The sequence below is a fragment of the Tsukamurella sp. NPDC003166 genome, assembly GCF_040611135.1.
Classification (GTDB): Bacteria; Actinomycetota; Actinomycetes; order Mycobacteriales; family Mycobacteriaceae; genus Tsukamurella.
The window spans coordinates 1-14,426 of the sequence record NZ_JBEXNL010000014.1 but is presented as its reverse complement, the minus strand read 5'-3'; the positions used below and the strand labels follow the sequence as shown (position 1 = coordinate 14,426).

At 69.2% G+C, this 14,426-nt stretch carries 11 protein-coding genes; 9 read left to right on the top strand and 2 right to left on the bottom strand.

The features are described 5' to 3' along the window. Nucleotides 1-459: 459 nt before the first annotated feature. The 4 genes from rpoB (at nt 460) to ABZX10_RS15795 (ending at nt 9,893) form a co-directional block, all read left to right on the top strand. The gene (gene rpoB, locus ABZX10_RS15810; protein ID WP_355541568.1) at nt 460-3,978 is read left to right on the top strand and encodes a DNA-directed RNA polymerase subunit beta; all 3,519 of its coding nucleotides are present in this window, start codon (nt 460-462) and stop codon (nt 3,976-3,978) included. 30 nt (nt 3,979-4,008) lie between these two features. Then, on the top strand, nt 4,009-7,965 hold the full coding sequence (locus ABZX10_RS15805) for a DNA-directed RNA polymerase subunit beta' (RefSeq protein ID WP_355541565.1): 3,957 nt from the start codon (nt 4,009-4,011) through the stop codon (nt 7,963-7,965). 794 nt (nt 7,966-8,759) lie between these two features. Further along, nucleotides 8,760-9,182 carry a DoxX family protein gene (locus ABZX10_RS15800; RefSeq protein WP_355541562.1) on the top strand — a complete coding sequence of 141 codons (423 nt, stop codon included), beginning with the start codon at nt 8,760-8,762 and terminating at the stop codon, nt 9,180-9,182. 42 nt (nt 9,183-9,224) lie between these two features. Then, nucleotides 9,225-9,893 (top strand): hypothetical protein, encoded by a 669-nt coding sequence (locus tag ABZX10_RS15795; protein WP_355541559.1) that lies wholly within the window; start codon nt 9,225-9,227, stop codon nt 9,891-9,893. A gap of 10 nt (nt 9,894-9,903) precedes the next feature. Here ABZX10_RS15795 and ABZX10_RS15790 read toward each other — a convergent pair whose 3' ends face one another. Next, a complete protein-coding gene (locus tag ABZX10_RS15790; RefSeq protein ID WP_355541556.1) occupies nt 9,904-10,278 on the bottom strand; it encodes a YccF domain-containing protein in 375 nt (124 codons plus the stop codon). Nucleotides 10,279-10,312: 34 nt separating this feature from the next. On the opposite strand from ABZX10_RS15790, the gene ABZX10_RS15785 reads away from it, so the two are divergent. Then, nucleotides 10,313-10,648 carry a hypothetical protein gene (locus ABZX10_RS15785; protein WP_355541553.1) on the top strand — a complete coding sequence of 112 codons (336 nt, stop codon included), beginning with the start codon at nt 10,313-10,315 and terminating at the stop codon, nt 10,646-10,648. Here the strand turns inward: ABZX10_RS15785 and ABZX10_RS15780 are convergent. Next, nucleotides 10,635-11,549, bottom strand: coding sequence for a WYL domain-containing protein (locus ABZX10_RS15780; protein ID WP_355541550.1), 915 nt, complete (start codon nt 11,547-11,549; stop codon nt 10,635-10,637). The two genes, ABZX10_RS15785 and ABZX10_RS15780, sit on opposite strands and share 14 nt — an antisense overlap. Before the next feature lie 63 nt (nt 11,550-11,612). Here ABZX10_RS15780 and ABZX10_RS15775 point away from each other — a divergent pair, with 63 nt between their 5' ends. From ABZX10_RS15775 to ABZX10_RS15760, 4 genes are read left to right on the top strand one after another with little or no spacing between them, the layout of a single operon-like run. Next, nucleotides 11,613-12,203 carry a TIGR03086 family metal-binding protein gene (locus ABZX10_RS15775; RefSeq protein ID WP_355541547.1) on the top strand — a complete coding sequence of 197 codons (591 nt, stop codon included), beginning with the start codon at nt 11,613-11,615 and terminating at the stop codon, nt 12,201-12,203. A gap of 55 nt (nt 12,204-12,258) precedes the next feature. Further along, nucleotides 12,259-12,849 carry a TIGR03086 family metal-binding protein gene (locus ABZX10_RS15770; protein WP_355541544.1) on the top strand — a complete coding sequence of 197 codons (591 nt, stop codon included), beginning with the start codon at nt 12,259-12,261 and terminating at the stop codon, nt 12,847-12,849. Continuing rightward, nucleotides 12,846-13,448, top strand: a complete 603-nt coding sequence (locus tag ABZX10_RS15765) for a dienelactone hydrolase family protein (protein WP_355541541.1) — start codon at nt 12,846-12,848, stop codon at nt 13,446-13,448. The genes ABZX10_RS15770 and ABZX10_RS15765 overlap by 4 nt, the downstream gene beginning before the upstream one ends. A 41-nt stretch (nt 13,449-13,489) precedes the next feature. After that, nucleotides 13,490-13,864 carry a VOC family protein gene (locus tag ABZX10_RS15760; RefSeq protein ID WP_355541538.1) on the top strand — a complete coding sequence of 125 codons (375 nt, stop codon included), beginning with the start codon at nt 13,490-13,492 and terminating at the stop codon, nt 13,862-13,864. Nucleotides 13,865-14,426 lie beyond the last annotated feature (562 nt).

Below are 14,426 nucleotides of genomic sequence, written 5' to 3'. Positions count from 1 at the left end.
CCGGGCCGGTCTCGTCGTCTCAGCGGCCGTTCAGGCCTCCTGGAGCCGGCCCTCAGGTCGCGGGCACGGCCGATATTCGAAGGAAATCGGCGGTTTCGCTTGACGTCCGTGCGGATACGGGTCACAGTTATCGGCAGGACGCGACGTGCTCGTGTCCACGTGGGAGCATCATCGAGTGCACGCGGCCCCCGAGGTAGCCAGCCCGGGGCCGGTGCGGCGGCGAGTCCGACCGGTGGTGCCGGTGTTCGATGTAACGGCGCGCGTCGTGCTTGCGCGGGAGCCCCTCGGGGCTTAGTCTGGACTGCCTCTTGCGGGGTGGTCGTTCCTCTGTTAATGTTGGACGTTGCGCTGGCTGCCTCCTGCCCATCTGAATATTGCCTCAGCGATTGAGGTCGTTATCTCTGCGGGTTGCCGTCAGCACAATTAGGCAACGTTACTAGTCACAGCAGAGGACGCATCTTGGCAGTCTCCGTCTCCAGCCAGACTCAGAACGATCAGAACAGCGCGGTGGTCCCCGGGGCCCCCAAGCGCGTCTCGTTCGCAAAGATCAAGGAGCCCCTCCCGGTTCCGGGACTGCTCGACCTGCAGATCGACTCGTTCGAGTGGCTCGTCGGCACCCCCGCATGGCGAGAGAAGGCCGCAGCGCGCGGTGAGGCGCAGCCCACCGGTGGTCTGGAGGACATCCTCGCGGAGCTCTCGCCCATCGAGGACTTCTCGGGCTCCATGTCGCTCTCCTTCTCCGATCCGCGCTTCGACGAGGTCAAGGCCTCGATCGAGGAGTGCAAGGACAAGGACATGACGTACGCGGCTCCGCTGTTCGTCACCGCCGAGTTCATCAACAACAACACCGGCGAGATCAAGTCGCAGACCGTCTTCATGGGTGATTTCCCGATGATGACGGACAAGGGCACGTTCATCATCAACGGCACCGAGCGCGTGGTCGTCTCGCAGCTGGTCCGTTCGCCCGGCGTGTACTTCGACGAGAACATCGACAAGTCGACCGAGAAGCCGCTGCACAGCGTCAAGGTCATTCCGGCCCGCGGTGCGTGGCTGGAGTTCGACGTGGACAAGCGCGACACCGTCGGCGTCCGCATCGACCGTAAGCGTCGCCAGCCCGTGACCGTGCTGCTCAAGGCCCTCGGCTGGTCCGCCGAGCAGATCCTCGAGCGCTTCGGCTTCTCGGAGATCATGCGCTCCACCCTGGAGAAGGACAACACGGCCGGCACCGACGAGGCGCTGCTCGACATCTACCGCAAGCTGCGCCCGGGCGAGCCGCCCACGAAGGAGTCGGCGCAGACCCTGCTGGAGAACCTGTTCTTCAAGGAGAAGCGCTACGACCTGGCCCGCGTCGGCCGGTACAAGCTGAACAAGAAGCTCGGTCTCCCGGCGAACTCCGACGGCACGCAGCCGCTGGTGCTCACCGAGGAGGACATCGTCGCGACGATCGAGTACCTCGTGCGCCTGCACGAGGCACCGTCGGAGCAGCTGACGTACATGACCGTGCCGGACGGTGGGGTCGAGGTGCCCGTCGAGGTCGACGACATCGACCACTTCGGCAACCGTCGCCTGCGCACCGTGGGTGAGCTGATCCAGAACCAGCTCCGCGTGGGCCTGTCCCGCATGGAGCGCGTCGTCCGCGAGCGCATGACCACGCAGGACGTCGAGGCGATCACGCCGCAGACCCTGATCAACATCCGCCCGGTCTCGGCGGCGATCAAGGAGTTCTTCGGCACCTCGCAGCTCTCGCAGTTCATGGACCAGAACAACCCGCTGTCGGGCCTGACCCACAAGCGGCGTCTGTCGGCGCTCGGCCCCGGTGGCCTGAGCCGTGAGCGCGCGGGCCTCGAGGTCCGCGACGTCCACCCGTCGCACTACGGCCGCATGTGCCCGATCGAGACCCCTGAGGGCCCGAACATCGGCCTGATCGGTTCGCTGTCGGTGTACGCGCGGGTCAACCCGTTCGGGTTCATCGAGACGCCGTACCGCAAGGTCGTCGACGGTGCCACCACCGACGAGGTCGTCTACATGACGGCCGACGAGGAGGACCGGTACTACATCGCGCAGGCCAACGCCGCCACCGACGACGCCGGTCGCCTGACCGACGACAAGGTGCTCGTGCGTAAGCGCGGCTCCGAGGTGGAGTTCGTCCCGGTCAGTCAGGTCGAGTACATGGACATCTCGCCGCGCCAGATGGTGTCGGTCGCGACGGCCATGATCCCGTTCCTCGAGCACGACGACGCCAACCGTGCCCTCATGGGCGCGAACATGCAGCGCCAGGCCGTGCCGCTGGTCCGTTCCGAGTCGCCGCTGGTGGGCACCGGTATGGAGCTGCGCGCCGCGGTCGACGCGGGCGACGTGGTGATCACCGAGAAGCCGGGCGTCGTGGAGGAGGTCTCGGCCGACTTCATCACGATCATGGCCGACGACGGCAGCCGCAAGACCCACCGCCTGCGCAAGTTCGCGCGCAGCAACCAGGGCACCTGCGCCAACCAGCGTCCGATCGTCAACGCCGGGCAGCGGGTGGAGGCCGGCCAGGTCCTGGCCGACGGTCCCTGCACCGACAACGGTGAGATGGCGCTCGGCAAGAACCTGCTCGTGGCGATCATGCCGTGGGAGGGCCACAACTACGAGGACGCGATCATCCTCTCGCAGCGCCTGGTGGAGGAGGACGTGCTGACGTCCATCCACATCGAGGAGCACGAGATCGATGCCCGCGACACGAAGCTGGGCGCCGAGGAGATCACCCGGGACATCCCGAACGTCTCCGACGAGGTGCTGGCCGATCTCGACGAGCGCGGCATCATCCGCATCGGCGCCGAGGTCCGCGACGGCGACATCCTGGTGGGCAAGGTCACGCCGAAGGGCGAGACCGAGCTGACCCCGGAGGAGCGGCTGCTCCGCGCGATCTTCGGTGAGAAGGCGCGCGAGGTCCGCGACACGTCGCTCAAGGTGCCCCACGGCGAGACCGGCAAGGTCATCGGCGTCCGCGTGTTCTCGCGCGACGACGACGACGAGCTGGCGCCCGGCGTGAACGAGCTGGTCCGCGTGTACGTGGCCCAGAAGCGCAAGGTCCAGGACGGCGACAAGCTCGCCGGCCGCCACGGCAACAAGGGCGTCATCGGCAAGATCCTGCCCGCCGAGGACATGCCCTTCCTGCCCGACGGCACCCCGGTCGACATCATCCTCAACACGCACGGCGTGCCCCGTCGTATGAACATCGGCCAGATCCTGGAGACGCACCTCGGGTGGGTCGCCAAGACCGGCTGGGACGTTCGCGACGAGAACGGGAACATCCCGGACTGGGCGTCGGCGCTGCCCGAGGAGATGTACAGCCAGCCCAAGGACACCAACACCGCGACCCCCGTCTTCGACGGTGCGCGGGACGAGGAGCTCGCGGGCCTGCTCGGCTCGACGCTGCCCAACCGCGACGGCGACGTGATGGTCCAGGCCGACGGCAAGGCGACGCTGTTCGACGGCCGTTCGGGTGAGCCCTTCCCGTACCCGGTGGCCATCGGCTACATGTACATCCTCAAGCTGCACCACCTGGTGGACGAGAAGATCCACGCCCGCTCCACCGGCCCGTACTCGATGATCACGCAGCAGCCGCTGGGTGGTAAGGCGCAGTTCGGTGGCCAGCGCTTCGGTGAGATGGAGTGCTGGGCGATGCAGGCGTACGGCGCCGCCTACACCCTGCAGGAGCTGCTCACCATCAAGTCGGACGACGTGGTCGGCCGCGTGAAGGTGTACGAGGCGATCGTCAAGGGCGAGAACATCCCCGAGCCGGGTATCCCCGAGTCGTTCAAGGTGCTCCTCAAGGAGCTCCAGTCGCTCTGCCTGAACGTGGAGGTCCTGTCGTCCGACGGTGCCGCCATCGAGATGGCCGACGGTGACGACGAGGATCTCGAGCGCGCTGCTGCCAACCTCGGCATCAACCTCTCGCGCAACGAGAACGCCTCCGCCGAAGATCTCGCGAACTAGTCCACGCCAACCGAACGAATTAGGAGAGAAGTGCTCGACGTCAACTTCTTCGACGAACTGAAGATCGGTCTGGCGACCGCCGATGACATCCGTAACTGGAGCTACGGCGAGGTCAAGAAGCCCGAGACCATCAACTACCGCACGCTCAAGCCCGAGAAGGACGGCCTGTTCTGCGAGAAGATCTTCGGACCTACTCGCGACTGGGAGTGCTACTGCGGTAAGTACAAGCGTGTCCGCTTCAAGGGCATCATCTGCGAGCGCTGCGGCGTCGAGGTCACTCGCGCCAAGGTGCGTCGTGAGCGGATGGGCCACATCGAGCTGGCGGCGCCCGTCACCCACATCTGGTACTTCAAGGGCGTCCCGTCGCGCCTGGGCTACCTGCTGGACCTGGCGCCCAAGGATCTCGAGAAGATCATCTACTTCGCCGCCTACGTGATCACGGAGGTCGACGAGGAGCAGCGCCACAACGAGCAGTCGACGCTCGAGGCCGAGATCACCTCGGAGAAGAAGGTCCTCGCGGACCAGCGCGACGTGGACCTGGAGAACCGGGCCAAGAAGCTCGAGGACGACCTCGCCGTGCTCGAGGCCGAGGGTGCCAAGGCCGACCAGCGCCGCAAGGTCAAGGACGGCGGCGAGCGCGAGATGCGGCAGATCCGCGACCGCGCCGGCCGCGCCATCGACGAGCTGGACGAGATCTGGACGACCTTCGTCAAGCTCGCTCCGAAGGACATGATCGTCGACGAGAAGCTCTACCGTGAGCTGCAGGATCGGTACGGCGAGTACTTCAAGGGCGCCATGGGTGCCGAGGCGATCAAGAAGCTCATCGAGAACTTCGACATCGACGCCGAGGCCGAGATCCTGCGCGAGACCATCCGCTCGGGCAAGGGGCAGAAGAAGCTCCGCGCCCTCAAGCGGCTCAAGGTCGTCGCGGCGTTCCAGCAGTCGGGCAACTCGCCGCTGGGCATGGTCCTCGACGCGGTGCCGGTGATCCCGCCGGAGCTGCGCCCGATGGTCCAGCTCGACGGTGGCCGCTTCGCCACGTCCGACCTGAACGACCTGTACCGTCGCGTGATCAACCGCAACAACCGCCTCAAGCGACTGATCGACCTCGGCGCGCCCGAGATCATCGTCAACAACGAGAAGCGGATGCTGCAGGAGTCCGTCGACGCGCTGTTCGACAACGGCCGCCGCGGCCGCCCGGTCACCGGGCCGGGCAACCGCCCGCTCAAGTCGCTGTCCGATCTGCTCAAGGGCAAGCAGGGCCGGTTCCGCCAGAACCTGCTCGGCAAGCGCGTGGACTACTCGGGCCGTTCGGTGATCGTCGTGGGCCCGCAGCTCAAGCTGCACCAGTGCGGTCTGCCGAAGCTGATGGCGCTCGAGCTGTTCAAGCCCTTCGTGATGAAGCGCCTGGTGGATCTCAACCACGCGCAGAACATCAAGTCGGCCAAGCGCATGGTCGAGCGGCAGCGGCCGCAGGTGTGGGACGTCCTCGAAGAGGTCATCGCCGAGCACCCCGTGCTGCTCAACCGTGCTCCCACGCTGCACCGTCTGGGCATCCAGGCGTTCGAGCCGCAGCTCGTGGAGGGCAAGGCGATCCAGCTGCACCCGCTCGTCTGTGAGGCCTTCAACGCCGACTTCGACGGTGACCAGATGGCCGTGCACCTCCCGCTGTCCGCGGAGGCGCAGGCCGAGGCCCGCATCCTGATGCTGTCGTCGAACAACATTCTGTCGCCGGCGTCGGGCCGCCCGCTGGCCATGCCCCGTCTGGACATGGTGACCGGCCTGTACCACCTGACCACGAAGAAGGACGACGCGAAGGGCGCGTACACGCCCGCCGCCAAGGACCAGCCGGAGACCGGCGTGTACTCGTCGCCGGCTGAGGCCATCATGGCCGTCGACCTGGGCGACCTGTCGATCCAGGCGCCGATCAAGGTGCGGCTCACGCAGCAGCGCCCGTCGGCCGAGGTCGAGGCGGAGCTGTTCGACGGTGCGTGGACCCGCGGTCAGGCCTGGACGGCCGAGACCACCCTGGGCCGCGTGCTGTTCAACGAGCTGCTCCCGGCGGACTACCCGTTCATCGACGAGCAGATGCCGAAGAAGCGTCAGGCCGTGATCATCAACGACCTGGCCGAGCGGTACCCGATGATCGTGGTCGCGCAGACCGTCGACAAGCTCAAGGACGCCGGCTTCTACTGGGCCACGCGTTCGGGCGTCACGGTCTCGATGTCCGACGTGCTCGTTCCGCCGAGCAAGAAGGACATCCTCGATCGCTACGAGGAGCGGGCCGACGGCATCGAGCGCAAGTACGCGCGCGGTGCCCTCACCTCGGGTGAGCGTCGCGACGCGCTGGTCGAGATCTGGAAGCAGGCGACGGACGAGGTCGGTAAGGCGATCGACGACTTCTACCCCGAAGACAACCCGATCACGATGATCCCGAAGTCGGGTGCCACCGGCAACATGACCCAGGTGCGGAACCTGGCCGGCATGAAGGGCCTGGTGACGAACCCGAAGGGTGAGTTCATCCCGCGCCCGATCAAGTCGTCCTTCCGTGAGGGCCTGACGGTGTTGGAGTACTTCATCAACACCCACGGTGCTCGTAAGGGTCTGGCCGATACCGCGCTCCGTACCGCCGACTCGGGTTACCTGACCCGTCGTCTGGTGGACGTCTCGCAGGACGTCATCGTCCGCGAGACCGACTGTGGCACCAGCCGCGGCATCGTCGTGCCGCTGGCCGAGGTGCAGGCCGATGGTTCGCTCATCCGCGACGCGCACGTCGAGACCTCGGCGTACGCCCGCACCCTGGCCGAGGACGCGAAGGACAAGGGCGGCAACGTCATCGTCGAGCGCGGCCACGACCTGGGCGACCCGCAGATCGAGGCGCTGCTCGCCGCCGGCGTCGCGGAGGTGAAGGTGCGCTCCGTGCTCACCTGCACCACCGGCACCGGCGTCTGCGCCACCTGCTACGGCCGCTCGATGGCGACGGGCCAGCTCGTCGACATCGGCGAGGCCGTCGGTATCGTCGCCGCGCAGTCGATCGGTGAGCCCGGCACGCAGCTGACCATGCGTACCTTCCACCAGGGTGGCGTCGGTGACGACATCACCGGCGGTCTGCCGCGAGTCACCGAGCTGTTCGAGGCCCGTGTCCCCAAGGGCAAGGCCCCGATCGCCGAGGTCTCCGGCCGTATCCGCCTGGAGGACGACGACCGGTTCTACACGATCACCATCACGCCGGACGACGGCGGCGAGGAGGTCGTGTACGACAAGATCAGCAAGCGCCAGCGTCTCCGCGTGTTCAAGCACGAGGACGGCAGCGAGCGCCTGCTGGCCGACGGTGACCACGTGCAGGTGGGCCAGCAGCTCCTCGAGGGCGCTGCCGACCCGCACGAGGTGCTGCGCGTCATGGGTCCGCGTCAGGTGCAGGTGCACCTGGTCAACGAGGTCCAGGAGGTGTACCGGTCGCAGGGTGTGTCGATCCACGACAAGCACATCGAGACGATCGTCCGGCAGATGCTGCGTCGCGTGACGATCATCGACTCGGGTTCGACGGAGTTCCTGCCCGGCTCGCTCACCGAGCGCGCCGAGTTCGAGGCCGCGAACCGTCGTGTCGTGGCCGAGGGCGGCGAGCCCGCGGCCGGCCGCCCGGTGCTCATGGGCATCACGAAGGCCTCGCTCGCGACCGATTCGTGGCTGTCGGCGGCCTCCTTCCAGGAGACCACCCGCGTGCTCACCGACGCCGCGATCAACACCCGCTCCGACAAGCTGGTGGGCCTCAAGGAGAATGTCATCATCGGTAAGCTCATCCCGGCCGGTACGGGTATCAACAAGTACCGGAACATCCAGGTGCAGCCGACCGAGGAGGCCCGCGCGGCCGCGTACTCGGTGCCGACCTTCGACGACCAGTACTACGGCCCGGAGGGTGCGTTCGGCGCCCCGTCCGGCGCCGCGGTGCCGCTCGACGACTACGGCTTCTCCGACGGCTACCGGTAGCCACAGCTAGCCGAATCCGGCCCCCGACCTGCGTAAGCAGGTCGGGGGCCGTTTTCGTTGGTCCGACGGTGACTGTCGGCCGGGCCGGGCGGGGGCGTCGCTGCTCAGGGCCGGGCTGGGGTGGGAGGCCGTTGCTCACTAGGCTTCGCTCCACTTCGCTAGCGCTTCGGGGGCTGCAGAATCGTTCGCAGCGTCCTCCCACCCCATCCCTCCTAGACAGTCGGCGCCCGGCGTTGCCGATGACTGCCGGCGCTGCCCATGACTGCCGGCGCTGCCGGTAGTCGGCAGCGCTCGCGGATATCGGCAGCAGGTGCCGCCGGCGTGCGGGGTTCGGCGCGATTGTTTGTAGTCTCGGTGGCGGTGACCTGCGAATCGTCCACCGAAACCGCTGGGAAACCGGTGTCGCCGGCGTCGTCCCCCGCGCGGCGTCGACGGGGCGTGGGGGAGAGTCGGTCCCCCACGAGACGACCGGCTTCCCATGGGGGAGGCGTAGTCCCCCACGCGGCGTGTTCGTCCCCCGCGCCGCGCCGATCCGCGGCCCCGGCGTTCCGTCCCCCATGAGACGCCGTTCGTGCGGTGGGGGAGGCGTCGTCCCCCTCGCGGCGCCGATTCCCCCATGAGGAGCCGGCTCTCCCACACCGCACGCCGATCCCCATGAGGAGCCGGCTCTCCCACACCGGACACCGATTTCCCGAACGCCGCGGGGTCGACCCATTGACGCAACCGATCGGTTGTGTGTACGGTGTGAACATTGCTGATGTTCACGCCGTGAACACTGAACAGAGGAGCCTCTTATGACCGCCGATGTCGCACCCGCAACCGCAGAATCCGCCGCACAGGGCCGCTCGAAGTCCTGGATCGCGGGCATGGTGATCACCGTGCTGGTCTGGGCGTTCCTCGTCTTCGACGTCGTCGGCAAGCTGACGAAGCCGCAGGCCGTCATCGACGGCACGCTGAAGCTCGGCTTCCAGGAGAAGCACATCCTGGTCATCGGGCTGGTGCTGCTCGCCGGCGTCGTGCTGTGGACGATCCCGCGCACCGCGGTGATCGGCGCGATCTACCTCACCGGCTACCTCGGCGGGGCCGTGGCGATCAACCTGCGCGCGGAGCAGCCGATCGCCGGCTTCGTGCTGTCCGGCGCGTACGTGGGAGTGCTCATCTGGGTCGCGATGATCCTGCGCCGTCCCGACCTGCGCCGCGCGATCCTCGGACGGTAGGGCGCGTGCACGACGCGGCCGCCGGGCGCATATCCTTCCCGCATGAACGCTGGTGTCCCGCCCCACGGTCCGTACGGTGGCCCCGGTGGCCCCGGTGGCCCCGCGCCGCAGCAGGGCGGCCAGCAGCCGCTCCCGCCTCAGCAGCAGGGCTTCCCGCCTCAGCGGCAGGGATTCCCGTCCCTGCCGGACCATCTGCACCAGCCGGGCCGGCCCCAGCACCCGGGCAACCCCCAGCAGGCGGCACCGTCGGGCTACCCGCCCGTGAGCCGACCGCCCTACGGCGGGCCTCAGCAGCCCCCGGCCGCCTACGCGCAGCAGGGGGTGCCGGGCCTCGTGATCACCACCAAGTACTTCCCGCTGTCGTGGATGTTCGCGTTCTGCAAGCCCGTGATCGCCGTCGACGGCCACGAGTCCCGCGGCGTCTGGGGCCCGAACCCGATCCCGGTCGGGCCCGGCCGGCACCACGTGCACGTGCACGTGCCGTACGTCTTCCCGTCGCGGACGGGCCCTGCGGACCTCGTCGTCGACGTCGTACCCGGCCGCCCCACCGAGTTGCAGTACAAGGCGCCGGTGTGGACCTTCAGCGCCGGGTCGCTCGGCGAGGGGGAGCAGAAGTACAACGGCGTGGGGATCCTCGTCGCGGTCATGGCCGTACCGATCGCGCTGCTGGTGCTGATGCTGCTGCTCATGATCGTCGTGGCGGCGGCCTGACGCTGACCGGTTACGCCGTCGGCACGATCTCCGAACCGAGCGGCAGTAGTGACAGCCGGATCATCTTGAAGTTCGCGATCCCCAGCGGGATCCCGATGATGGTCAGGCACAGCGCGATCCCGGTCACGATGTGCCCGATCGCCAGCCAGATGCCCGCCACCAGCAGCCAGATGATGTTGCCCACCAGCGACGCCGCGCCGGCGCCGGGCCGGTCGACGACGGTCCGCCCGAAGGGCCACAGCGCGTAGTTCGCGATCCGGAACGACGCCAGCCCGAACGGGATCGTCACGATGAGCACGCAGCAGATGACACCGGCCACCGCGTAGCCCAGCGCCATCCAGAACCCGCACAGCACCAGCCAGATGATGTTGAGGATCAGCTTCACCACCCCAGTATGCCGACGCGGCTACCGTGGTGGCATGAACCTCTTCCAGCGCGGAACCAAGCTGTTCAACACCGCCTTTACGCCCCTGCTCTCCCTCCCCGTCGTCGGGCCGGCGCTGGGCAAGTCGATGGTCACCATCAGCTACACCGGCCGCAAGTCCGGCAAGTCGTTCTCGCTGCCGGTCGCGTATCGGCGCCGCGGCGACGAGGTCGTCATCGGCGTCGCGATGCCGGACCAGAAGCAGTGGTGGCGCAACTTCTCCGGCGAGGGCGCCGACCTCACGCTCCACTTCGCCGACGGTGACCGCACGGGCCGCGCCGTCGCCTCGTCGGGTCCGAAGGGCACGGCCGTCACCGTCACCCTGCGCTGAGCGCCTCGGTCACCTCCGCCAGCCGCGCGGCGAGGGCGGCCCGGATCTCGGGTGGGCCGAGAACGGTGACGAAGGGCAGTGCGCCCCACAGTGTCCAGATCGCCCGGCCGGTGTCGCCGAACTCCAGGACCCCGGCACCGTCGGGCCCGGGCGGCGTGACGACGGTGCCGAACGTCGCGAGCTTCGCCCAGCCGTACTCGTCGGCGCGCACGGTCACCGTCGTTCCGGTGTGCCCGGACCGGAAGGAGGCGCGGGAGGCCTCGAACTCGGCGGCCAGGTCCACCTGGTCGGGCCGCTGTGCGGGCTCGGAAAGGACTGTGACGGAGGAGAACCGCGAGGTGCGATAGGTGCGCCGCTCGCCGTCGCGCAGGGCCATGAGGTACCAGGCCTGCCCGGCGTGCACCAGCCCGACGGGGTCCAGCACGCGTTCCGCCGCCCGGCCCCCGCGCGGGCGGTAGTCGGCCCGCACGCGCAGCCCGTCGATCACGGCGCGCTGCAGCTCGCCGAGGAACGGGTCGGGCTCGGGCGCGCGGGCGAACCCGTCGGGGCGCACGTGGATCCGCTGGGCGGCGGCCGCAGCTTCCCGACGGTGCGCCTCCGGCAGCGCGGCGGCGACCTTGCGCATCGCGTTCGCGAACGCGGGGGACGGCGCTCCGGACAGCAGCGCCTTGGCCTCATCGAGCGTGAGTCCGGTGAGGTCGGTGCGATAACCGGGGAGCAGGCGGATGCCGCCGCCGCGGCCGCGATCGGTGTAGACGGGCACGCCGGCGGTGGAGAGCGCCTCGACGTCGCGCAGCACGGTGCGGGTGGACACCTCGAGCTCCGCGGCGAGCTGTGCGGCCGTCATGGTGCCGCGGTGGCGCAGCAGCATGAGGACGGAGAGGAGACGGTCGGCGCGCATGTCCTTCAGAGTGTCAGAGAAACATGACAGAAGGTGTCATGTTCGGGCGGTTGAATCGGTGCCATGACCAACGCAGCCATTGACCCCCGCCCCGCCTACGCCGCCGTCTCCGCCTGGATGCAATCCCTCCTGGAGGGCATCCGGGAGGAGCAGCTCAGTCTCCCCACGCCGTGCGACGAGTTCGACGTCCGCGCCCTCGCCCAGCACATCGGCGCCGTCGGCCTGCGGTCCGTCGCGCTCGCCGAGGTCGCCACCGTCGAGGGGCAGCCCTTCCTCGCCGACGACTACAGCGCTGAGGCCTACGGCGCCACTCGGGAACGCGCCCTCGCGGCCTGGGACGTCGCCCCGCTCGACCGCGAGGTCACCGTCCCGTGGGGCGTGGTCCCCGGCTTCGCGGCGCTGGGCATGTACATCAGCGAGACGCTCGTCCACGGCTGGGACCTCGCCGTCGCCACGGGGCAGCCCGCCGAGTTCGGCGGTGATCCGGCCGTCGTCGAGGGTGCGCTCGCGGCTGTCCACGCGGCACTTCCGGCCGAGATCCGCGGGATGGAGGGCGTGCCCTTCGGGCCCGTCGTCGAACCGCGCGACGGTGCCGGCCCCACCGAGCGTCTGGCCAACTGGAACGGCCGCAGCGCCGTCGGCTGGGTGGCGTGACGCCGGAGCTCATTGAGGTCGGGAACTGACCGCTGGGACCTGTTGAATCGACGTCATGACAGAGTCCGTTTCCGATCCCCGCCCCGACTACGCCACGGCCACGGCGTGGGTCCTGTCCCTGCTGGAGGGCGTCACCGCCGACCAGCTGGACAGGCCCACGCCGTCCGGTGGCGAGCTCGATGTCCGTGCGCTGGCGGGGCACCTGACCGCCCATTGCCTGCAGCTGACCGCGCTCGCGGAGACGGGCACCGTCGCCGGCCTGCCGAACACGGTGACGGAGCACGACGCCGCGACCTACGCCGATGCCCGGGCGCGGTCGCTCGCCGCGTGGGCGGACGCGTCGCTCGACGGGACGGTGACCGCGCCGTGGGGTCCGGCCTCCGGCGCCGAGGCGCTGGCGACCTACGTCAACGAGGCGTTGGTGCACGGGTGGGACATCGCCGTGGCCACCGGGCAGCCCGCCGAGATCCCCGACGGTGCCGTCGCCGCGGCCGCCCTCGAGGTGGCGCGGGTCGCGATTCCGGCGGAACTGCGTGCGGTGCCGGAGTTCCCGTTCGGCCCCGTCGTCGAACCGCGCGACGGTGCGGGCCCCACCGAGCGCCTCGCCAACTGGAACGGCCGCAGCGCAGTAGGTTGGGGCGCATGAGCACCGTCGCGGTGTTCCACTCGGTTCTCGGCGTGCGGGAGGGTGTGCGGGTGGCCGCGGACCGGCTCCGCGCGGCGGGGCACACCGTGCACGTGGTCGACCAGTACGACGGCCGCGTCTTCGACTCGTACGACGAAGCCGCCGCGTTCGCGGAGGGCATCGGTTACCCGGCGCTCATGGCGTCGGCGCTGGCAGCGGTCGAGGGGCTGCCGGACGAGCTGGTGGTCATGGGCTTCTCCAACGGCGGCGGCATGCCCACCTACGTCGCGTGCAACCGGCCGGTGAGTCGCGCCGTGCTGTGCTCCGGCGCGCTGCCGCTCGAGATGATCGGCCAGGAGCACTGGCCGCAAGGCGTGCCCGCACAGCTGCATTACGCGCTCGACGACCCGTTCCTGACCCCGGGCTCCGTCGAATCCGTGCTGCGCTCCGTCGGCGAGGCGGGCGCGATCGGCGAGTTCGTCCAGTACCCCGGGGCGGGTCACCTGTTCACCGATCCGTCCCTGCCCGACGAGTTCGACGGTGCCTCCACCGAGGTCTTCTGGGATGCGGTGCTCCGGTTCGTGGACGCGGGCGCCGCTGGGGACGCCGGCGGCCGTTAGTCATTGACATGAACGGCGGTTGAGGTCCTAGCGTCGCCGGTATGAGCATCGCACTGAACCACACCATCGTCGCCGCGTCCGACAACCTCGAGACCGCGCGGTTCCTCACCCAGCTGCTCGGTCTCGAGGCGCCGGTGGACGTCGGCGGCGGGCACTTCCAGCAGGTCCGTCTGGCCAACGACGTCGTCCTCGATGTCATGACCGTGCCCGGGCCGATCCACCCGCAGCACTACGCGTTCCTCGTCTCGGAGCAGGAGTTCGACGAGATCTTCGCCCGCATCCGCGAGCGCGGCCTCGCGTTCCACGCCCACCCCGATGGGTCCGGCGTCGGCGAGATCAACCACCGCTTCGGCGGCCGCGGTGTCTACTTCCCCTCGCCCGACGGCCACGCCCTCGAAGCCCTCACCGCCGCCTGAGTCGCCACCCGGGGGACGACGGCGCCGCGTGGGCGACGGCGGCGCGGCGCGGGGGACGGCGGCGTGGCGTGGGGGACGGCGGCGCGGCGCGGGGGACGGCCGAGCCCTCATGAGAAGCGCGGCGTCTGACGAGGGAGCGAGCGCCCGCCCCGCCTGTCGGCGCCGCGCGGGGGACGACTGCCCGCCGGCGTCGGGGCGGCGGCACTCGGTGGGGTCGCGGGGATGATCGGCGGAACTGGGACCACGCGAGGGATCGCCCACACGCACTGCGCCTTACAACCCACGGAGTGCTGTCCCACCGGCTGTACCCGGTTATGCCATCCACGCATACCCTGTCGCCAGGAAATGTGTTTTGACCTGCATGAATGCGGGGTATGCGCGGGGCGCATGACTTCTCGCATCGACTACCATCGCCCCGGCCCCGGCCCCGGCCCCGGCCCCGGCCCCGGCCCCGGCCCCGGCCCCGGCCCCGGCCCCGGCCCCGGCCCCGGCCCTCGCGGTGGCGCCGCAACCTCATCGCGTGCACCGGGCTGGAGTACTGCAAGCTCTCCTTCACCGAGAC

What these genes read in the sequence shown, in the direction of transcription:
- ABZX10_RS15800 (WP_355541562.1), top strand. Translation starts at nt 8,760, where the DNA reads ATGACCGCCGATGTCGCACCCGCAACCGCAGAATCCGCCGCACAGGGC.
- ABZX10_RS15795 (WP_355541559.1), top strand. Translation starts at nt 9,225, where the DNA reads ATGAACGCTGGTGTCCCGCCCCACGGTCCGTACGGTGGCCCCGGTGGC.
- ABZX10_RS15785 (WP_355541553.1), top strand. Translation starts at nt 10,313, where the DNA reads ATGAACCTCTTCCAGCGCGGAACCAAGCTGTTCAACACCGCCTTTACG.
- ABZX10_RS15780 (WP_355541550.1), bottom strand. Translation starts at nt 11,549, where the DNA reads ATGCGCGCCGACCGTCTCCTCTCCGTCCTCATGCTGCTGCGCCACCGC.
- ABZX10_RS15775 (WP_355541547.1), top strand. Translation starts at nt 11,613, where the DNA reads ATGACCAACGCAGCCATTGACCCCCGCCCCGCCTACGCCGCCGTCTCC.
- ABZX10_RS15770 (WP_355541544.1), top strand. Translation starts at nt 12,259, where the DNA reads ATGACAGAGTCCGTTTCCGATCCCCGCCCCGACTACGCCACGGCCACG.
- ABZX10_RS15765 (WP_355541541.1), top strand. Translation starts at nt 12,846, where the DNA reads ATGAGCACCGTCGCGGTGTTCCACTCGGTTCTCGGCGTGCGGGAGGGT.
- ABZX10_RS15760 (WP_355541538.1), top strand. Translation starts at nt 13,490, where the DNA reads ATGAGCATCGCACTGAACCACACCATCGTCGCCGCGTCCGACAACCTC.